The 20,302-nt window shown below is 57.7% G+C and carries 15 protein-coding genes; 4 read left to right on the forward strand and 11 right to left on the reverse strand.

Features of this window, described 5'->3' with window-relative positions; translation table 11 throughout:
• Nucleotides 1-304 precede the first annotated feature (304 nt).
• Together GJR98_RS16385 and GJR98_RS16390 are read left to right on the forward strand one after the other, a co-directional pair.
• Nucleotides 305-1,384: a DUF354 domain-containing protein gene (locus GJR98_RS16385; protein WP_151139817.1), complete on the forward strand. Its 1,080-nt coding sequence runs from the start codon at nt 305-307 to the stop codon at nt 1,382-1,384.
• A 154-nt stretch (nt 1,385-1,538) separates the two neighbouring features.
• Nucleotides 1,539-2,597: a glycosyltransferase family 4 protein gene (locus GJR98_RS16390; RefSeq protein WP_151139818.1), complete on the forward strand. Its 1,059-nt coding sequence runs from the start codon at nt 1,539-1,541 to the stop codon at nt 2,595-2,597.
• A 459-nt stretch (nt 2,598-3,056) separates the two neighbouring features.
• Here the strand turns inward: GJR98_RS16390 and GJR98_RS16395 are convergent, their stop codons facing one another.
• The 4 genes from GJR98_RS16395 to GJR98_RS16410 all read right to left on the reverse strand — a co-directional run bounded on the left by GJR98_RS16395 (nt 3,057) and on the right by GJR98_RS16410 (nt 8,381).
• Nucleotides 3,057-4,415: an FAD-binding oxidoreductase gene (locus tag GJR98_RS16395; protein ID WP_225316456.1), complete on the reverse strand. Its 1,359-nt coding sequence runs from the start codon at nt 4,413-4,415 to the stop codon at nt 3,057-3,059.
• Nucleotides 4,416-4,609: 194 nt separating this feature from the next.
• Nucleotides 4,610-5,380 (reverse strand): cupin domain-containing protein, encoded by a 771-nt coding sequence (locus GJR98_RS16400; RefSeq protein ID WP_151139820.1) that lies wholly within the window; start codon nt 5,378-5,380, stop codon nt 4,610-4,612.
• Between the two features lie 197 nt (nt 5,381-5,577).
• Nucleotides 5,578-6,696 (reverse strand): glycosyltransferase family 2 protein, encoded by a 1,119-nt coding sequence (locus GJR98_RS16405; protein WP_151139821.1) that lies wholly within the window; start codon nt 6,694-6,696, stop codon nt 5,578-5,580.
• A 428-nt stretch (nt 6,697-7,124) separates the two neighbouring features.
• Complete coding sequence (locus GJR98_RS16410; protein ID WP_225316452.1) at nt 7,125-8,381, reverse strand: carboxylate--amine ligase; 1,257 nt, start codon at nt 8,379-8,381, stop codon at nt 7,125-7,127.
• A gap of 423 nt (nt 8,382-8,804) precedes the next feature.
• Between GJR98_RS16410 and GJR98_RS16415 the strand changes: the two genes are divergently transcribed.
• Nucleotides 8,805-10,190 (forward strand): right-handed parallel beta-helix repeat-containing protein, encoded by a 1,386-nt coding sequence (locus GJR98_RS16415; protein WP_151139822.1) that lies wholly within the window; start codon nt 8,805-8,807, stop codon nt 10,188-10,190.
• 142 nt (nt 10,191-10,332) lie between these two features.
• On the opposite strand, the gene GJR98_RS16420 is transcribed toward GJR98_RS16415, so the two are convergent.
• From GJR98_RS16420 to GJR98_RS16445, 6 genes are all read right to left on the reverse strand, one after another.
• Nucleotides 10,333-11,163, reverse strand: a complete 831-nt coding sequence (locus GJR98_RS16420; protein WP_151139823.1) for a ParB N-terminal domain-containing protein — start codon at nt 11,161-11,163, stop codon at nt 10,333-10,335.
• 234 nt (nt 11,164-11,397) lie between these two features.
• Nucleotides 11,398-12,423 (reverse strand): glycosyltransferase family 2 protein, encoded by a 1,026-nt coding sequence (locus GJR98_RS16425; protein WP_151139824.1) that lies wholly within the window; start codon nt 12,421-12,423, stop codon nt 11,398-11,400.
• A gap of 18 nt (nt 12,424-12,441) precedes the next feature.
• The gene (locus tag GJR98_RS16430) at nt 12,442-13,470 is read right to left on the reverse strand and encodes a DUF1616 domain-containing protein (RefSeq protein ID WP_151139825.1); all 1,029 of its coding nucleotides are present in this window, start codon (nt 13,468-13,470) and stop codon (nt 12,442-12,444) included.
• 156 nt (nt 13,471-13,626) lie between these two features.
• Nucleotides 13,627-15,621: a hypothetical protein gene (locus GJR98_RS16435; protein WP_151139826.1), complete on the reverse strand. Its 1,995-nt coding sequence runs from the start codon at nt 15,619-15,621 to the stop codon at nt 13,627-13,629.
• Nucleotides 15,618-16,559 (reverse strand): glycosyltransferase family 4 protein, encoded by a 942-nt coding sequence (locus GJR98_RS16440; RefSeq protein WP_151139827.1) that lies wholly within the window; start codon nt 16,557-16,559, stop codon nt 15,618-15,620. The genes GJR98_RS16435 and GJR98_RS16440 overlap by 4 nt, the downstream gene beginning before the upstream one ends.
• Before the next feature lie 241 nt (nt 16,560-16,800).
• Nucleotides 16,801-17,916, reverse strand: a complete 1,116-nt coding sequence (locus tag GJR98_RS16445; protein WP_191965516.1) for a hypothetical protein — start codon at nt 17,914-17,916, stop codon at nt 16,801-16,803.
• A gap of 244 nt (nt 17,917-18,160) precedes the next feature.
• On the opposite strand from GJR98_RS16445, the gene GJR98_RS16450 reads away from it, so the two are divergent.
• Nucleotides 18,161-19,087 carry a polysaccharide deacetylase family protein gene (locus tag GJR98_RS16450; protein ID WP_151139828.1) on the forward strand — a complete coding sequence of 309 codons (927 nt, stop codon included), beginning with the start codon at nt 18,161-18,163 and terminating at the stop codon, nt 19,085-19,087.
• A gap of 73 nt (nt 19,088-19,160) precedes the next feature.
• Here GJR98_RS16450 and GJR98_RS16455 read toward each other — a convergent pair whose 3' ends face one another.
• Complete coding sequence (locus tag GJR98_RS16455; protein ID WP_151139829.1) at nt 19,161-20,177, reverse strand: glycosyltransferase; 1,017 nt, start codon at nt 20,175-20,177, stop codon at nt 19,161-19,163.
• Nucleotides 20,178-20,302 lie beyond the last annotated feature (125 nt).

Genomic DNA, 20,302 nt, shown 5'->3' on the forward strand with positions numbered 1-20,302 from the left:
CTGCACCGTGTAGGCATGCACTCGTGAGTGCAGCGTGTGTATACAGGACATGTGGATATTGGTGTGGGCGACTGCGCCACCGCAGTGGTACGCCGGATTGAACCCCGTCTCGGACCACGATTCGACACCGTGCGCAGTGACCAACGTCGTGAGGTAAAGAAAGCCACTCCGTCGTTTTGTTATGGCGACTGTAACGGACTCTGATGTTAGGTTGAGTCGCTGGTGTCGGTCTAACAGACGTCTCTCTGATAGGTAGACGCCGAATAACTACTGCTTCCCGAGACGTTCTCCATCGGTAGAGAGTATGCGCTACCTGTTCTTTACAAACACGCCTGCCCACGTCCACCTCTACAAATACGCTGTCAGAGAACTCCAACGGCAAGGACACGACGTGCTCATCCTCGGCCGTGACTACGGGTGTACGAAAGACCTCCTCGAGTACTACGACCTCCCCCACGAAATCTACGGGTCCTGTGGGACGACCAAGTACTCGCTGTTCAAATCGCTCCCCTTCCACTACGTGAACATCTTCAGGGAAGTCCGTCGGTTCAAGCCGGACCTCATCTTCGGGATGGGTGGATACGCGGCGCACGCGGGTGCCGTGTCGCGGACGCCGGTCGTCCTCGTCATCGACTCTGAGCCGACGTCACTGGACCACCTGGTCTCGCGTCCCTTCGCGAAGGCGATACTGACCCCACACACGTTCGGCAAAGAGATTTCGGAGAACCACTACCAGTTCCGCGGGTTCAAAGAGACGGCGTATCTCCACCCCGACGTGTACGAACCGTCGGTGGATATCCGCGACGAACTGGGCCTCGATCCCGACGAGAAGTTCGTCGTCGTCCGCTTCAACGCGTTCGGCTCCCACCACGACGTCGGCCATCAGGGGTTCACTCCCGAGCGTCGACGAGAACTCATCGAGATGTTGAGTGCCCACGCGACAGTGTTCGTCCTCGACGAGAGCAAAGAACGGAACGACGGCGACGTCGACACGCGTCCGTTCGACTTCCATCCCGCCCTCGTCCACGACGTCTTAGCCGAAGCGGACCTGCTCGTCGCAGACACACAGACCATGGTCACCGAGGCCGCATTGCTCGGGACACCGGCGATTCGGTCGAACTCGTTCGTCGGTGAGAACGATATGGGGAACTTCATCGAACTCGAAGCACACGGACTCATCTCCAACCTCAAATCGTTCGACGAAGTCATGGAACGAGCAGAGTCGTTGCTCACCGACGATGGTGCCAAACAGCGCTGGCGAGCACGCAGAGACGAGTTCCTCGCAGACAAAGTCAACCTGACCGAGGTCATCGTGCAGGTCGCGTTGAGTTACGGGGCCGTCGAGCGGATTGGGTCGCTCTCGCGGCACAGTGTCCCCGCGTGACGGGTCTCCCGGTGCCCCCGTCGGTAAAATCGGTGTCCTGTCGGCAAAACACACACGCAGAACACACAGTCAACCAATCCATAACTATCCTCCCGAGGACCCATTTTTTCGCACGGACTGACGCGGCCGAGTCGCGTCTCACCTCACGCTTCCTATGAATCACAACACGAAACTCCTCATCGTCGGCCCACGAGGGACCGGGGGTATCGACCAGTACATCACCGAACAGCGCCGGTACCTCGAAGACCGGATGGACGTCCGCCTCTACACGCGGTACACTGCACCCAAAGGGGAGGGTCTCGAACGGGCCGCTCGGATGATTCTCTCGTCGGTTCTGGCGATCCTCCTGTTCCCCTTTCAACGTCGCCCGGACATCGTCCACGTCCACTCGTCACACACGTATTCGTTCTACCGCTCGGCGTTCTTCGTCCTCTTCTCGGCGTACGTCTGGCGCGTTCCCGTAATCCTTCACATCCACGGGTCTTCGTTCGACGAGTTCCTCGACACCGACTCGGTTCTCGTTCGGCGACTCCAGTCACTCGTCTTCGAGACGGTCGACGACGTCGTGGTCCTCTCGGAGTACTGGCGCGGCCTCGTCTCCCGGCGGGCGAGTTCCGACAAGGTACACGTGATGGCTAATGCTGTCGAACCTGCCGAGTATACGCCGACGTTCCAGGCAGACCCTGTCCACATCGTCTTCGTCTCGAACCTCATCGAGCGGAAGGGTATCGGTGAGTTGCTCGACGCCATCGAGGCACTGGAGTCGATGCCCGACCTCTCGTTCACCGTGAGCATCGGTGGCCGTGGCCCCTTCGCCGACCGAGCAGCGGCCGTCGCCGAGGCCTACGACAACGTCGAATATCTCGGGTTCCTCTCGGAAGAGGAAAAACAGGACCTCCTCAGTCGCGGCACTGTGTTCGTCCTGCCAACCTACGCAGAGGGCCTTCCCATCGCGATGTTAGAGGGCATGGCCGGGGGCAACGCCATCGTAACCACGCCTGTCGGGAGTATCCCCGAAGTCATCACCGAAGACCGAGGTATCCTCGTCACTCCTGGGAATTCTGACGAACTGACTCGGGCACTCGCACGTCTCATCGCCGACCCAGACGGAGCGGTTCGAATGGGACGGGCGAACCGCGCGTTGATCGAAGAGCGGTACTCGTGGGAATCCAACGCGAACAACCTCGTAGAGATGTACGCACAAGCGGACTGAGCTTCTCCCTTCCCTTCCCTTCCCTTATGAACGAAGGGGGACGAACGCAGAAGCACGACTGCTCAGAACAGGGAATGTGACTACTGCCCTCCCCGGAGACTATTTTCGCATATCAATCAATGCCACCCCTGCGAATCCAATAAACATCGTAATCAGTAGGCACAGGACCACGATTAGATACTCACCTAGTTCAGAGTTCACGAGATGAACACCAAACAGGTTACCGAGTAAGACTCCCAGAAATGCAAAAACTGGCGCGCCAAGAATGACATACTTGGGATTGTTCCAAGCCTCGTTGTCGAACCCGAATAGTCTAGCTTTTAGCGATTCCCCCATACCGAAATATGTGCGGTGAGACACATTTAATTGGCGGTCAGTAGGCAGGTCGACCGATCAACTGATTCAGGACAGAGTGTTCGGAACAGCCGATACTTCGAAAGAATGTCGGGTGAGAACGTTTCAGACGGCGGGCTCGATGTTCTGGTTGAGGTGGAACACGTTATCGGGGTCGTATTGGTTCTTGAGCTTGGCGAGACGCCGGTAGGTGTACTCACCGTAGGATTCGCGGACCCGTTGCGTGCCGTCATCCGCATCGAGGAAATTCACGTAGACCCCCTCTCGGTGGGGTTCGAGCGCGTCGAAGAATCGACGGGTCCACGCTGTTTCCGACTCGGCGTACTTCTTCTCCTCGTCGGGACGCCAGACACCGTTGATGTTGATGTTGTGAGTCGAGTTCCGGCCGGTGTAGGCGGTGGCGTCATCATCGACGCGGCTCACCGCTCCGCCGAGATGGAACAGCACCGAGTACGAGCGAGGTGACTCCGCCGAGAACGCGTGGTCGACGAACACGTCGATCAGGCCATCGGACAACTCCGGCAGGTCTGTCGACTTCCAATAGTAGTGCCATCCATGGGGGACGGTGCTGTCGAGCCCGCCTTGGTGTGCCAGATAGGGCTTGGAGGAGACCAGGTCGAAAAGTGGTGTGCCGTACTCACGCAACGGTCGGAGGACGCGTTCACCCTCGTCGACTGGCGCAGCGTAGCAGGTGTTGATGGCCACGGCGGGTCGCCAGTGAAGCTCCTCCGGGACGGCTGGGAGGGGAGGAATAGTCCCGAACCTGATAACGGTGCCAAGCTCGTCGGGAGCATCCCGCGCGAAGTCACGATAGAATCGTAGCACGTCGGCGGTGTCGTCCGCCGCCCAGAACACGGGGCCGGCGAGTACAGCGGGACCGACAGGGTGGAGGGAGAACTCGAAGGAAGTCACGATTCCGAAGTTTCCGCCGCCACCTCGGAGCGCCCAGAACAGGTCCGCATGCTCGTCGTCTGAGGCACGGATGAACTCGCCATCGGCGGTCACTACATCGGCGGAGAGTAAGTTGTCGGCGGTGAGGCCGTGCTTGCGCATCAACCAGCCGATCCCACCGCCGAGTGTGAGTCCAGCGACGCCGGTGTGGCTGACGATGCCGCCCGTGGTTGCCAAGCCGTGAGGCTGGGTCTCGTGGTCGACATCACTCCACAGAGCACCGGCCTGTACCCGGGCGGTCCGCGCACGGGGGTCGACCCATACGGCTCGCATCGCTGAGAGATCAATAACGATGCCGTCGTCACAGACGGCGGTACCGGCAACATTGTGGCCGCCGCCGCGTACCGCGACTTCGAGGTCGTGTTCCCGTGCGAAGTTCACAGCCGCAATCACATCGGCGGTACCTGCACACTTGGTGATAATCGCAGGATGGCGATCGATTGTCCCGTTCCAGACTGCACGGGACTCGTGGTAGCCCTTGTCGTGGGGCTGGATCAGGGTGCCCCGAAGCATTTCCCGGAAGTCGTTAATCGATACCATGTTTTACTGTTTCCTACGACACGAATCGCGTTATCCGTTACCGTAGCACAACGGCTGGTGCATACATCCACTATCTATTGCATTCGGCGTCTGGCAGCGATTGGTGAGGCTTCTACGGGCGTGCTGAATACAGGGCGCAAATTCAGCAGCCGCCATCGGATACGAAGTCACTCCCCGCTGTTGGCTGGCTCATCCACGTGGACAACTCGTGGTTCAGTTCCCGTAAGCCAGAGGAGGTAGTCCTGCTCATCGTCACTCGGATTGACATCACGGTGGACCAATCCGGGCGGAATATGGAAGAAATCTCCTGCGTGAGCGATTTTTCGCTCGCCATCACCGAGTCCCCATTCAACGTACCCCTCGCCGTTGAGCACGTACCCGAAAACGTCGTTGTCGCCGTGGTGATGCCAACTCGATTCGATTCGTCCCGTGGCGTGGCCACGGATCTGCTGAACGGCGGCGTCGGGAAACGGTGTCAGCCGGGTGAGGTTCTCAAGTATACCCGTTGGGATGAGGTCGTCCGTGCCAGCCACCCTGGGTTCTCGGGCGGGAAGTCGTAACGGGGGTTCCTTAACCGAGACCACCGGCATCCCGGAACCGACGAACCCCGCGATGATGACCTGCTCGTCGCCGGTTGGGTTGACGTTTCGATGAACCACCTCGGCAGGAATATGAAAAAAGTCGCCGGTATCCGCGTCGATACTGTCCTTATCACGGGAACCGTATTCGAACCGTGCCCGGCCCTCGATGACGACACCGTACACCTCGTGCTCACCGAATGTGTGCCAGCCGGACGTATCGCCACCGCCGAGGCGGGCACGTACCACCAGTACCCGGTCCGTGTAGAAGGCAATCTCCCAGGTCGTATTCGGTGGCGACACCTCGGATGTGTCGAACTCGGTACTCGCGATCACTTCGACGGCTTGCGAAGGAGCCATACCGAAGTACAGGTGCTGAATGACGACAAAGCTATCCAGTACTCGGCTCCGGATCGCTTGTGATGGATGGACCCTCTGTCTGTGTCACGCCACACCTATCAAACTCTGAGGATTTCAACAGACCTTCTCACGACGATCTATTCGAAAACGATGTACAAGTATACAGAACAGATGGCTCACTCGTAAACGACGCCCAGTCACTGAATCTGTTCGAGGGGGTCGTCATCTTGTGAGTCCGTTTCGTGATTCTCGCCCTCCAACACCTGCTCGTCCGCTGTTGTCTCTCTGGGGTTTGCCAACACGTCCATCGTGCTAACTGCCCGTTGAAGGTGTTCTCCCTCCCTGTTGTCAAGCAACACCGCCCCAACGAGTGAGAGGATGCCGGCCAGGACACGGGTGCCGGAGCCAGCAGCGTGAGGCTGGCCGAGGAGTCGCCGCCCGAGTCGGACGATACCTGCGAGGATCCCCAAGACACCGAGGACGTACATCCCGACGAGCGGGTGTGGTCCACTGGAGAGGTACTTCACGTGGAGGCGCCAGAGGAATCCTTTGAGGAGCAGGAACGAGAGTCCCGGAACGAAACTCGAGTATCGGATTCCGCTCTCTTCGTCGCCGTACCGTGCGTACATCGGAACTGTGGCGACTCGCGTTTCGGCAACGTTCAGATGCACGAGCAGGTCGTTCAGGAACCCGTACCTGTCGTACAGTCGGTCGAAATCGAGGTTCGAGAGAGTCTCTGCCGAGATGGCTGTATAGCCGTTCTGTGGGTCACGAATATGCCAGTAGCCACTGGCGACGCGCGTCAACCCTGACAGGAGCCCGTTTCCAAACAGCCTCCATGGGGGCATTCCGCGCCAGTAGGTCGGGCCAGCGAGCCTGTCACCGACGGCGTAGTCGGCAGTCCCCTGAGCGACTGGGTCGATGATGGACGGGAGAATATCCGGGTCCATCTGACCGTCAGCATCCATCACGACGACGATGTCCATACCGTCTTCGAGGGCCTGTCGGTAGCCGGTCTTCACGGCCGCACCACGACCGCGGTTCGTTGGATGTCGGATGGTGACGACTCGTTGGTGCAACGTCTCTCCACCGTCCGCTGTGAGCAAACTGAGCTCGTCTTCGGTAGTGGATTCGGTCGTTCGGGCGTTCACACGGGATGCGTGGGTTCGTATCACCCGCCAAGTGTCGTCACTTGAGTGGTCGTCGACGACGTACGTCCGGTCGACGAACTCCGGGATAGTGTCGATAACCGTACCAACGAATCGTTCTTCGTTGTAGGCGGGGACGACGACCCCAACGGCGTTACCGTGGTACATCGTAGCCCTCCTTCATCCCAGGCAACGTGCGCCGAGTGCCGGGTAGAGGAATAGCCAAGTCCGTTTGGACTAGAGGAGCTGGCTCGAGGGGCAGGGTGCGTAGTGACATCAATACTTCCGCCTGCTCTTTGGTGTGTCGGATGCTTTGTTAATCGCGGCAAACGGAAAATGAAAATCAACAATCAGATATATTTGCAGATAAACGTCGTACTGCCACCCTATAGAATTTCTGAATATAATTTTAATAAACAAGTTAACTAAGAATATCAGTATAACTGACGTGTCTGTTTGGTCGACTCTCTGATTTCCGTCTACAGGTGCCCGAGAGCTTCAGCGACTCAGATATGTCCACACACGCTTCATTCAACATCCAAATACTGACAGGAGAACGGACAGGCTACCACACCACACCACGGGGACTGATGGTCCTAATTTAGGTTAGTTGCTTCCTCAACGCCAAAGAAGGTGTTTCGGACGGTGGTAAACCACTGGGGTTTGGTGCGTTGAAACAGGAGTACGTGGAGAACGTAGTGAACGAAGGGCATTGGATCGTCGAGATGGAGGATATCGAAGTGGGGTTCTCGGAGCACGGACGTGGCAACTTCCGCCACCGTCGACGTGAGTGAGGGGCGTTGGACGAACGGTGAGTCGTCTTTGACGACGCTCCTGAGATAGCCGATTTCACCCCAGAGGTAGTGGGTCCCCACGCCGAGATCGTATCCTTGTTCGATTCGGTCTTTCTGTCCGGTTGCCTGTAACCAGTAGTAGTACGGGAAGTCCGCGCCGGCACGAACCGTCGACGGGAGTGACTGCCAGATTCGAGGGTTGATCTCTATCGGTTTGAACTCACCTGTCTCTGCGTCTTTGATGTACTCGATGCACGCGAGGCCGTGCCAGTTCATGTGGTCGAGAAGTCTTCGCCCGACTTCTTCGAGTTCCGGAATGTAGACGGACGAGCGATACACACCCCCACCGCCGGTGTAGGAGTTGCCTCGAATCTGGAGGTGCTGGAACGTTGCGAGGGCTTCGCCATGGTCGTAGAGAGCAGCGAACATGTACTTGCCCGCGGATGGAATGTAGTCTTGGACGATCGGGTCGTGTTTCATCTCCTGGACTATCTCCTCCCGGTCGACGGTGTCACCCGGCGTGACGTGCGTAATTCCCTTGATGATGTCGTACTCGCTCGGGTCGTATCCATCGAGGTAGTCGGCGACGAGCATGTTGAATCGTGATTTGATTATCGCTGGCGCATCGAACTCGTCGACGTCGCTAAGCAGTCGGGTCCGGGGTATCGGCACTCCGGCCGCTTCGGCCACCTCGAACAAGCGGATTCTATCGTGGGTCGTCTGAAGGAGCTCGAACGGCTGAACGACCATGTCGACGTACTTGTCGAACTCGTCGTAGTACTTCGAGAGGACGTACCCGTCTTCGACACGTGCAGGTATGACCGTCTTCACGTCTGGGCGTGCTGCAATCCCAACGAGTGCGTCCTTGTAGGCGACGAGGTCGTCTGCGGGTGCTGGAACGCGGACGACTTCGTCGCAGTACCGCGACGACTCAACAGGCGTGTGATCGTGTTCGGACGCGACTATCGTGTAGATTCCATTCTCACCCAGAGAGCGTGTCGTCGCGTAGTTCCCATACGTAATAAGTGCAGAACCACCATCCATCGTTCTTTTCGCCATGAATGTACTGACGTGGAGAATATGAATTAGTATTGGTCAACTAACCTTTTTGATACAGATCTCGATTCGCGCTGACGATTCGAACGGTGCCCCACGAGAGTACTCACCGTGTGGGGACCGATAAGGCGACGTGAGACGGCCAGAACACCGTCACTGAGCGGTACGGATGACGTGTGGTGCTGAAAATCTCCGTTTTCCCTATCGATTCGATACCATCAGAGAGTTTCTGTACTGGACTCTGTGCCCATCGGGTCAGGTCGCTCTCTAACTGGGACACTACTTGGCGGTTATTTGTGAGCTTATCGCCCGGTTATCATAGATATATCAATCATAACGAACCGCTCAGGCGTTCTACTATCGTACTGATTGATCTAGTGAGGCGCCACACGCAAAAACAGCGGCTCACGAGCTTTCTAGTGCACGATGCAACGACGTGAATATCTCAAGTATGGCGGTGCGATTGGTCTCGCTACTGGGTTGGCTGGGTGTCTGAATCGGTTGCCCTTCTTCGAAGGGCCTCCCGAGGAAGAGACCACGGTGACTGAGGACTTTTCGCCTCCAGATTGGGAACCATCGAGTTTGAACCTCTTCAAGAACGTCGTCGACATCGTCGAGGCCGGTGCAGATCCGTCAGGCCAAGAACCGATAAACGACGTCCTCCAGCGTGTCGTCGCGGACAACACGGCCATCGTGTTTCCCGATGGCCGGTACAAAATTGACCAGTACGAACTAGAAGACGCGACCAAGGTCGGATTCGTTGCAGAAGCCAAAGCGAACCCGACGTTCGTTCCAGCTAGGCCCGCCGCCGAAATCGAGGACAACATGTTCATTCGGCTAGAACGAGTCCGTGACTTCCTCCTCGAAGGCATCGACTTCGATTACCGTGAAGCCGGATACGGGGGGTCGATTCACATCATCGCCGACGGGAATTTCACTGTCCGAAATGTCCGTGTCCGTGGCATGATGCCCGACGAGACACTTCCGAACAACCCTGCTGCGTTTAGATTCGAAGTCCGCGACAAAGAGTCGACTGCACTCATCGAGAATCTCGTCGCCCGGGACGGGGGCCACGACGGTGGCAACGCCGTCGGGATGTACGTCGGACGGGACCACGCAGGCTCGATTACGTTCCGAAACTGTATCATCGAGAACTTCCCGAACAACGGGTTGTATGCGTCTTCCCCAGGGCGAGTTAGTGATGGGTCTGACGGTGTCGTACACGTCGAAGGTGGGCTGTACAAGAACAACAACATCGCCAACGTCCGCATCGGGTCGACGGGTTCGACTGTGCGAGACGTGACGATTATCGTCAACAAAGTTCCGCCGAGTCCACCGGGGTTACTCAACGCGAGAGGGCTCCGACTCCGTGGGCAGTCTGGCCAACTCGTCGAAAACTGCCTCATCTACATCGGAAAAGACGCAGGTGCAGGATTCGGAGCTCTCGTCCTCCATTCGGACACTGGGCGTGCGACGATACGGAACACCACGATTCGGGTCGACCGGGACGATACGTACGCGATCCACGCGCTCGACCCAGGCTCCAACGTCGACCTCCTAGGCTCGACGTTCGAAAATGTTCGAATCACCGGGTCTGCATCGTTCGGGCACACGGTCTTCATCAACGGCCGGAACGGCACTCAGTTCAAAGGCTGTGACGTGACCCAGACGGGACGGGGCCGAAACGGGTTCAAGTTCGAGAACTCGAGCGACTGTAAACTCACCGACTCGGTCATCAAAGTGACGGGTGAAGCAGTAGAGACGATCAACTCGTCGCTCTCGACGGCGAATCTCACTGTCGAATTACCGTAAATACACCGAGCCCAGACCGGTAATCTGAGGACTCTTTGCGCTTCTTTGGTCTTCCCTACTCTGTTCCTCTCTGTTCTGCTCTTCCTCTGATCCGGTCTTCTTTTCACTTCTCTCGTCTCCTCAGTTCAGCGCCGCAACTAGTTCACCGAACGAGTAGCTCTTGGTGAGCCGCCATCGACGTGGGGTCGCTGTTGATCTTGTCGACCCAGTGCTTGTGGCGGACGACGACGACCACGGGAACAGCGTCGACGCCGAGTATCTTTGCGATGGATAGTCGGTGACGACCATCGACGAGCAGAAACTCTCCGTCGCGGCCGACGTCGACGAGAATCTCACTGCGAAGCGTGTCTAAATAGTCTCTCGGGGGTTCCTCACCACGCTGCTGGAGCTCTCGCTGTGAGCGGAACCCTTCCGTCTTGATACGATTGTACAGCGAGTCGAGGTACGCACATCGCTGCGTGACGTCGTCGCACGTCGACGAACCGTGCCAGGCGAGTGCGTTTGAGCCGTGGATAATCTCGCACATACGCTGTACGAATTCGGTGTCTTCCCACGGTGTCCCATCGTCGAAGTGCTGCTCTAACGAGCGATAGAGTACCGTCTCTTCTAGTGTGTCTGCGAACGTGATTCCGAGCTCTGGGTCGTCGAGTGGACCCTCGTACGGTTCGATATCCCACTCTCCGTCTCGGACCTCCCCAATCTCGTACATCGCGTTTTCCCAGAGTGTACTCCCACGTCCACTAAACCGACGTATCTCTGCTGGGTCGACGTATCTGAGTTCGAATGGATCTCTCGGATAGTCGTAGTGGCCGATGTCGGTGTCCAAGATGCGATCGTGGAACGTCTCCGTTCGCCGCCAGTACGACGGCGACCGCGCGTCAGCGAGAGCACGAATGATGAAATGTTCGGCACCGATCGCGAGGAGGTATCTGAGACCCCACTCGCGATAAATCGTTCCCGCTGTCCGAAGCATACTGAATATAATGTATTCTTACATATTCATTGTTATTTCCGCCCCAACTTGTTGTGATACTACGTTCGGCTGAGAAGACGGTGGATAACTGACCTAGCTTCTATGCCACAATTCGACCGCTCGGCTGTCGAACTGCAGTCACGTGGTGTCTCGGTGTGGACTCGTCGCCTCTATCGAACAGTGCTTCGGCCGAACTGTGCCTCGGACGAACAGTGTGCGTGTCCCGCGAGAAAATCAGTCGTCGTCGCGAGAGACGTTTTCTCGGTGTTGATCTCCTTTGGAGATACCGAGGTTGCGGTTGAGGTGTGCTTCCCACATCATCGCGATGGCGAGCGAGAGCCCACCGCCGAGCAACGACGAGGTCGTTCGCGCTACTAGTTCTTTGTCCACGTCCGCCCCGGCCACCTTACGACCGACTCGCAAGACTCCAAAGAGTATCCCGACTACACCGGTGAGATACAAGAGGGGTACCGGGTGGAGCCGCCCCCGAAGATACGACTCTCGGAGGCGCCAGATGAACGTCCGAAGCAGCATCGCAGAGACGCGTGGAATGTAGGTTTGATACCGAATGTGGCTCTTCTCGTCACCGTACACCCCGACGATGGGGACGTCGACCACTCGGAGTCCTCTGCTGTTGAGTTTTGCCAGCAAATCGTTACAGTAGCCGTAGAATTCGTACATTTCCTCGATGGGTGCTTGTTCGAGCGCTTCGAGTGAAATTGCAGTATACCCGTTTTGTGGGTCGCTGATTCTCCAGTATCCACTTGCGATTTTCGTGAGGCCAGAGAGGATGACGTTGCCGACGAATCTGAACGTCGGCATGGAGCTTCGGTTCTCGCGTTTGGTGAGACGGTTGGCTTTCGCGTAGTCCGCACGTCCTTCGACGATTGGGTCGAGAAGGTCGGGCAAATGGTCTGGGTCCATCTGTCCATCTCCGCCCATTACTGCGGTGATGTCTATCTGGTCTTCGCGTGCGTGAAGATACCCCGTTTTGATGGCACCGCCGACGCCTCGGTTCACGGTGTGCCGTATCGGAACGATACGCTGGTCGAAGTGGACTTCTCCAGTTGCTTTTCCATTGGTCGAGGCGTGGGAAAGCGCCGCGTGTGATTGTATCTCTTCCCAGGTCCTATCCGTCGAGCCGTCGTCGACGACGTACACGCGGTCGACGTACGTTGGGATCCGCTCCAGTACTTCGCCGATGAAATCTGATTCGTTATACGCCGGGATTACGACGCTAATTGTATTTCCTTTGTACATGTATTAGGGTAGATTCATTCACCGAACGTTCTCCGAGACGAATACGTGGAGTCGGAGGTCGCGGTAGGAATTCTCCGGAGTCGGTGACGCCGGTGGGTCGTCGAGATACAGGAGATAGACGAGTTCGACGTCTTCTCCAGTGACGCTCGTTGGTGTAACTGTGTGTGGTACGATTTCGGTTTGGCCTTCACCGACGCTCGCTTGGAACCGAGTAACCTCCTCACGTTCGAGTATCTCACCGGACTCATCCGTACGCTGGAGAAGAACGACGACGGTGTAGTCATGGTCCACCTGTTCGTGATTTGTTATTCCGACAGCGAACTCGGTCGCTTCGCCGCTGGTGAGTTCGGACGGGTAACCATTGGCGACGTACTCCCCGGTTTCGTTCTCTGAGAGCAGAGAGAACTCGGTGAACGACTCTTGTCCCGCCTGGTCTGACGATGCGCTCAACGCGTACCCCGTCGCTGACAGTGCGAAAACGAGACCCAAGACGATGACGACGTTCAAGAGCGTCTGACCGCCGGTGGGGCCTCGAATTCTCACCGCTGGTACGTTCACACTGAACCGCTCTGCAGGCGACACCGACCGCCGTCGCCAAACCGCAACCACCGTCAGTACGATCGTCAACCCGCTCACCGCGACGAGTGTCGGGACCGGTCGAATACCGAACTGGGTGAAGTTCAGCAGATAAGCGACCATCGCCACGATGGCGAGACTCGATGCGATGGAGAGGCCGATTCGAGTGTATCCATCGATACTGCGCCCTGGACTCGCGTCGCCCGACGAACGTCCGCCGGCGAGAACACTCGTCTCGCTGTTCGACTTCGTGTATGCCACAGAGACCAACGCATAGCCGGGGAGGAAGATGAGCAGTGGAAGTCCGAACAGAATGCGTGGAATCGTTCCACTCGTACTTGGGAGTAGTATCATGGCCGTGGCTACGACAGTAAGTAGCATCACCACCAGCAGGTCGGCTGGTGTCTCTCTGGTTGTACCGGGCGAATTTCCAATCACGGCGTTATTCCTCAATACCCTAGCAGAGGACATTGTTATTCAGCGGGTACCCGTCGTGAAACTAGTAACACGCCACTAACGACCGGAGTTACGGTACCGATTTCACACGTTTACGTACGTGTCCTCATCGGTCTTCACGGGACAGTTCGACACTGACGGTGGGTCGACACGAAAACAGGTACGTCCACCCTAAGCGTCGGTCGTCTCTGGCTCTGGCACTCGACAGATGTGGGCGTCACCGTTGTCGTACATCTTGTCTCCTTCCTGTGGGCAGATGACTGACTCTGGCACGTCGTACGTCCCTAAGGCTTCGGACCCCGTTTCGAACGACGTCGCTCCGTCTGACTGCGCCGACCTGTAGACGAGCACGCCTGTCGTCTCGATCGCTCCGCTCTCACTGAACCGAATCGTCCCTGCTTCGTAACTCCCTGACCGTGGGAACACAGTCTGGTATGGGTGGTCGGTGAAGATTGCTCTGCCTGACGCAGGGTCGATCTCTGCGGTGGCGTACACTGCTGCGAGTTCGGACTCGGAGTACGCGTACCGGATGTTGTGGTCGGGGAAGACTGGGTTGTCTTCTGTCGCACTCTGGGCCATCAACATCGTCCCCGGGAAGACGAGTGCGAATATGAGGAGTGCAACCACGATTCGGGCCCCCGTCACGCGGTGTGCGAGATATGACAGTCCCAGGCTCCCGACGATGACCATCGGAGCGTACATGAACGCGTACCAGCGACTCGGAATAAACGTTCGAATCCCGAACAGTGGCAGCGCGAACGTGAAGACCATCATAATTGCCGTCACGGCCACGAGCACGAGCCCTGCGTCTCGTCGGTCTCTCAGGTCGAGCACGACGAGAGAGCCGATGATGGTCAGGAAAAACAGGATGAAGTAACCCATCCCGTCGAAGTACGAGACGAACACTGCCAGTTGTCCCGACCCGCTCGCTTCCGCCACTGCGGGCGGCGACGCCGACTCGATGAGGTTCAAGAACTCGGCCGACTGCCCGACCGTAAACTCGAGGAGTCGCGGCATGAACTCGAGGAAACTCGTTCCGGCGAACGGTGTCACGCTCCAGTTGAGCACGAGAACTCCCGCATAGACGACGGCCACGGCGGTGAGGCTCAACGGGTTCCCTTTCTCCTCGTCCTTGTGTGCTGATTCGCCGAACAGCGTCTGGTCGAGCCCAAACTTGAAGAGCAGTTGGACGACCATCCCTGCCCCCAGGAGGACGAGCGTAATGAACGCCGACACCTGGTGGGTGAAAATCACAGCGACGCTGAACAACAGAATCATCCCGTAGTCACGGAGGTGTGCGGGGACCGACAGCAGTCGAACCGTGTAGTACATGATGACGACGAAGAACACCAGTCCGAGGCTCGTCGGGATGAGGTTGATACCCCACCGGACGACGTGGTCGGCGACTGCGTACAGTGCAACCGCTGCCACTGCCCATCGTGCATCGACGAAGAACCGGGCCGTGCCGAAAATCGTGATGGCGAACAGCGCCATGACGACCCCCATCGACAAGAAGAGTGCCTCACGGAGTGGGACGCCGAACCACTGGGCGGTCGTGACGACGATGATGTGGTACAAGGGCGCGGCGTAGTACTTCACCGACGCGAGTGGGCTGAGCGACTGCGACTCGAATACTGGCTGGGCGTACAACGTGATGTGAGTCCACGTGTCGACGCCGACGAATCCGGGTGTCGTATAGAGTGATGCGAACCGGACGACGACCGAGAGTGCGATAATCTGGGCGAGAACTGTCCCCGGACTGAACGCGTCGTCTCTGACGAAGAACAGTTGGAGGAGAATCACCCCGGCGAGGGCTGCAGCGAGGAGTAAGAATGGAACCGTGCGAGCGTTTGACTGCTGTGCGATGAGGACGAGGCCACCGAGCCCGAAGACGAACGCGGCCGTCGACAGCTTCGAGATGGTAACGGATACAGTCGGGAGCTCGGTTGTCGACGCAGCAGAGCGCTCGGTTGCAGACTCGTACCGTCTCCTGATGACGAGGTACGAGAGACACGCCAATCCAAGTGCGACGGGAATCGCGGTGATGAACGGCTCCGAAGAGAGGGTTCTCAGCGGAAGGAGAATAATCGCGAGCACGAGCCCAACGATTGCTGCGTTGACGTCGATACTGTTCTTCCTGAAATTGGTTGCATTTAACACTCTCATGAAGCAGTCACCTCTTGTTTCGATTTGAGAACTTGTCGATACACTGAGACGATGTCTTTCGCCATCTGGTCGAGGCTATACTGCGCCATCGCGTCTCGACTGTTTGGTCGCTCACGTCGCTCCAGCACCTCACAAAGTGCCGTGACGAGTTCCTCGTCCGAGCGACCGACGAAAGACCCCGACCGTTCGTGTAGGTACTCTCGAACGTCGCCGACGTCGGTACTCACCACTGGCAGATTGCAGGCCAGCGCCTCTTTGACGGCGTTTGGTGACCCTTCCCACCGTGACGTGAGTATCATCGCGTCTGCCGCGCTCATGTACACCGGAATTCGTTCGTGAGGTTCACCCGACACTGTCTGGAGCGTCAGTGGACGCCCCAGACGTTCTTGTGCGGCCTCGACGATGCGTGTCGCACGCGGGAAGTCCTTTACCTCTCGCGTCGTCGAGTAGGGGAACAGGATGTGTTGCTGCTGGTCGTCCCACCCCAATTCTGCCTGTGCCTCGTCTTGCGGGAGTGGTTCGAACAGGTCCATGTCGACACCGTGTGGGATGACGACGGACTCCGTCTCCAGTTCGTCAGCCATCTGCTCGGACATCACGATGACTGCGTCGAACTCCCGGCTACACCAGTCGCTGACGTACCCGTACTTCCCCCAGACGTCAGACCCCCACAGCGAGAGGACGATCGGGCGGGTCGGCTGGGCGATCGCTGCCGGGGCGGTGAGGCCGTAGTTCGCGTGGACGATGTCGTACGGACCGTCGAGAGCTTCGCGGAGCACTCGACCGTAGAAGCGCATATAATCACGGAGAGACCGGACTCCCGAGGGTGGCTTCGGAACGGTAACAACGTCACAGTGAACATCGTGCTGCTCGAGTGCAGCAACCTGCTGCTCGAAGAATGGCCGTCGTGTGGTTACCAGTTGTAAGGTGTGGATCATAGTGTTGTGCCAACTGACGTGGGCAAACGTGTTCGCTCGTGACGACAGTCGTTAGCCCACAGCGCCCACGCGACGGCGGACCCTGTAGAGAGGGCACGTTCATTCTTCCGCGACTGTAACGGAGCTTTAGTAGGTGAACGGTGCTCTGGGGCTATTGTTAATCTCCGACTAGTGGCGATAATGTGCGTATAGGATGCCAACTCGCTGTTTCTCCGGCAACTGGCCGTCTTCGTGAGCACCATCAGAGCCTCGCGAGTATTTTGTCGTAGATTCGAGAGAGGATGGGCCGTTGTTGGGACCGGCGAATCGACGCCTGTTCGTCCACCAACGCCAGCATCGACGCCGTCACGTCCGTCTGCTCGGCCAGTAAGGTGTCCCGTTTTTCTTCCCAATCGGTCGGCTGTGACTCGGCGACGAGTTCTTCGACTTTCTCGAAGACGAGGTCCTCGTCTGCGAACGAGAACAACAGGCCGTACTGTTCGAGTGTGCGGAAGTTGCTGATGTCGCCCTTTCCGACCATCGAGTTCACCCGTATCGCCGGCGTCCCGAGCAACGCCGCTTCCGTGGGCATCGTCTCCGAGTCTCCCACGTAGAGCGAGGCGTAGTACAACAGGTCGTGAATCATGTGCGGTGGGACGGTTAGCTTGTACTGCTCGAACTCTGGGGGAAGCGGGGCTTCACTGGTGATGTACACGTCGCCGTGTTCAGAGAGATACGAGACGAGTTTCCGTTTCGTTTCTACCGACAGGCCATTGTTCCCGACGTCATGGAACGCTTGCCACCCCGCAAACCGGAGCACAAAGTACGGGCGCTCTGGTGTGACACCATACTCGCGGAGTGACTCTGGATTCGGTGTAAACCAGTTCGGGTGGAGGTACGACAACTCCTGAAACCCGACTGCCACCTGTCTCTCTTCGGGAACAGGAATGGAGAACTCCGGGGGAATACAGATTTTATCCACGAACGGGCACGTGACCGCGTGATACACCTTCTCCAGCAGCTCTGGTTTGAGCTTCGTATCTTGGTAGATGAGATTTCGACAGCCGAGAAGCGTCGATACGTGGACGACCGATGGATTCAGACGGCTCACGATGACGTCGGGGTCGAACCGACGAGCGAACGCGAGCATCCGCAGCTCGCGTATCCCCCACTCTCCGATGAGTGAGGCGACGCCGAACCGATTACTCTCCGACGACAGTGGGGTGTGGTCGATGCCGTACTCGTCGAGCAGTTCGGTCGTCATCTCCTTTTCTCTCGATGTCACTTCGACGGTGTGACCTCGTTTTTTCAGTTCTCGAATCGCGTTCTTGAACAGATGTACTTGTGCCGGGTGGTTGATGTCGAATAGAACTCTCATGTTCCTTCAGTAGAGTGCGACTGTGAGCGGTCGTCCCAGTCTGTGCTTCCGCGCTTCATCTACCACTAGAGAGTCTCTATCCGGGTTTTGTTATGGGTCGTGTACCGTCAGTACTCCTCGTGAACTCAGGGACGACGAACACTCGAACTGGGTCTTGTCCACCGTGCATTTGCCCCGCTGTGACGACCGACTCACGGCGGTATCCACTGAATAACAAACCCTTCACTCGGCGACACCTTCAGCAATGGGCTCTGTCGTCATCTCGCTGGACGCCGAACTTGGCTGGGGCTACCTCGATTTCGACGACCCTCCAGCACGTGTCGAAAGTGCACGGTCGGGCTGGCAGACGCTCGTCGACCTCTTCGAGGAGTTCGACATCCCTGCGACCTGGGCAGTGGTTGGTCACCTCTTCTTGGACGACTGCGACGGACACCATAGCACACACCCTGCACCCGACGGCTGGTTCGCGAAAGAGACGGGTCTCTGGCGGTCTCGCCCCGACCTCCGGTTTGGACGTGACCTCATCGACGCTGTGCATACATCTCGTGTTGGTCACGAGATTGGCTGTCACTCCTACTCGCACCCACAGTTCGGAAACATCGACCGCGCGTTTGCCGACGCAGAAATCGCCGCGTGTATCGAAGTCGCGCGAGACTACGGTATCGAACTGACGTCGTTCGTCTACCCGCGAAACGATGTCGGCCACCGAGACGTCCTCGCAACGCATGGGTTTACGAACTATCGAGGTCCGTCGCCCGTCTTTCGAGAGAGCATTCTGCCCAAGGGCGTCCAGACGCTCGTTGGCGGTGTCTACACCAGTGGTGGGTCGTTACTCGTCTCCCCAACTGTCGATAGATACGGACTGGTCGACATCCCTGCGTCGTTGTATCTCTTCAGTTTCGAGGGCATCGCACTCGAAATTGCGAATCACCTCGCCGGCGACCCAATCGTCCGGCAGGCGAAACGTGGCATCGACCAGGCTGTGAAGGGTGACGGCGTGTTCCACATGTGGTTACACCCGAACAATCTCGACACGGAGTACAGCGTCGAGCGCATTCGAACTATCCTCGCCTACCTCGCTGCGGTTCGGGAGCAGACCGGTCTCACTGTCGAGACGATGGGTGACGTTGCAGCGAAGACGCGCGCCCGTCAGTCTCCGAGACCCGCGTAAGTCTGGACGATACGGACACCCCGATAGAACTTGACGACCACCCTTTGACAGCCGTTGTTTTCGACGCTCGACCTTACTGGAGCACCGACACTCGTTTCACCACTTCGACTCTCGAAAGTGGGAACTCTTCGGGCGGTTGTGGTGGGATTCGGACCCCGTAGAGGAACCCGAGGCACAAGAGCGCGTACCCGAACGTTAGCCGGAACGCTTCTGCTGACCCTCGCTGTGTGGCCAAGAACGCAAAGAACAGCATGGTCGTGAGCGCCCACCCTGCGGTAACGAGCGGCGAAAACGCCACACTCAGCAGTCCAAACGTGAACCAGCTACCGATGAGTATCTTGTACCGAATCCGAAGGAGATGCATGGCCAAGAGTCGCGGCTGGGGTGCTGATTTCCGGAGGGTCTGTCCGACACCTTCGATGTATCCGCTCCGCCACCGACGTCTAATCTCACTCGCGCCTTTCGCGATCGGATGCATCGCAGCGACACTCGGTAAGCGGTAGAGGACACCACCGTCGAGTGTGAGCCTAAACCCGAGGTCGATATCTTCGAGTGACTTCTGGAACGGGTCGAAGCCACCGACTTTGGTCACTGCGGCCTTGTCGTAGAGGGCAACACCTCGTATGGCATCGACGCGCTGTGGCGTTCGGGCTCGACCACGTTCGTTGAGTTGCCCGTCGACGCCGACGACCTCCTGGTTGTCTTTGAGGAAGGTGTACGCTTCCGATACCCACCCCCGTTCGAGGTGCATGTCGCCGTCGACGTACAGGATGGTGTCACCTCTCGCGTACTTCGTTCCGACGTATCTGCCTGCAGACGGAGTCGTGTACTCGTCGTCGGTCAGTTTCAACAACGTGATGGGGAACTGCTCGGCGATAGCGACCGTTCTGTCGGTCGAATTCGAGTCGACGAGGATGACCTCGAACGGACCAACTTTCCGGCACGACTCGAACACGGACTCGAGACATCCTTCGATTCGTTCGGCTTCGTTGTACGTGACGACGACGACCGAGAGGTCCGGTTCTTCGGATGGGACGTCGTCACCCCGGCCGAGTTGGTCGTTTGAATCGAGTTCTTGTGTCGTGGTCATGAGTGGAGGAGGTATCGAACATATGACAGACAAAGAATACCGAGCAATGTCATTGGTTCTGTTATCCTATACCGTTGGTTCGGATATTGTTAATCTGCACCAACTGGCCGGACAGAGGACCAGTC

The sequence above is a fragment of the Haloferax marinisediminis genome, assembly GCF_009674585.1.
GTDB classification, from domain to species: Archaea; Halobacteriota; Halobacteria; order Halobacteriales; family Haloferacaceae; genus Haloferax; species Haloferax marinisediminis.

Coding starts and splice junctions, on each gene's coding strand:
- GJR98_RS16390 (WP_151139818.1), top strand. CDS start 1,539: ATGAATCACAACACGAAACTCCTCATCGTCGGCCCACGAGGGACCGGG.
- GJR98_RS16450 (WP_151139828.1), top strand. CDS start 18,161: ATGGGCTCTGTCGTCATCTCGCTGGACGCCGAACTTGGCTGGGGCTAC.
- GJR98_RS16415 (WP_151139822.1), top strand. CDS start 8,805: ATGCAACGACGTGAATATCTCAAGTATGGCGGTGCGATTGGTCTCGCT.
- GJR98_RS16420 (WP_151139823.1), bottom strand. CDS start 11,163: ATGCTTCGGACAGCGGGAACGATTTATCGCGAGTGGGGTCTCAGATAC.
- GJR98_RS16410 (WP_225316452.1), bottom strand. CDS start 8,381: ATGGCGAAAAGAACGATGGATGGTGGTTCTGCACTTATTACGTATGGG.
- GJR98_RS16455 (WP_151139829.1), bottom strand. CDS start 20,177: ATGACCACGACACAAGAACTCGATTCAAACGACCAACTCGGCCGGGGT.
- GJR98_RS16440 (WP_151139827.1), bottom strand. CDS start 16,559: ATGATCCACACCTTACAACTGGTAACCACACGACGGCCATTCTTCGAG.
- GJR98_RS16400 (WP_151139820.1), bottom strand. CDS start 5,380: ATGGCTCCTTCGCAAGCCGTCGAAGTGATCGCGAGTACCGAGTTCGAC.
- GJR98_RS16430 (WP_151139825.1), bottom strand. CDS start 13,470: ATGTCCTCTGCTAGGGTATTGAGGAATAACGCCGTGATTGGAAATTCG.
- GJR98_RS16405 (WP_151139821.1), bottom strand. CDS start 6,696: ATGTACCACGGTAACGCCGTTGGGGTCGTCGTCCCCGCCTACAACGAA.
- GJR98_RS16435 (WP_151139826.1), bottom strand. CDS start 15,621: ATGAGAGTGTTAAATGCAACCAATTTCAGGAAGAACAGTATCGACGTC.
- GJR98_RS16395 (WP_225316456.1), bottom strand. CDS start 4,415: ATGCTTCGGGGCACCCTGATCCAGCCCCACGACAAGGGCTACCACGAG.
- GJR98_RS16445 (WP_191965516.1), bottom strand. CDS start 17,916: ATGAGAGTTCTATTCGACATCAACCACCCGGCACAAGTACATCTGTTC.
- GJR98_RS16385 (WP_151139817.1), top strand. CDS start 305: ATGCGCTACCTGTTCTTTACAAACACGCCTGCCCACGTCCACCTCTAC.
- GJR98_RS16425 (WP_151139824.1), bottom strand. CDS start 12,423: ATGTACAAAGGAAATACAATTAGCGTCGTAATCCCGGCGTATAACGAA.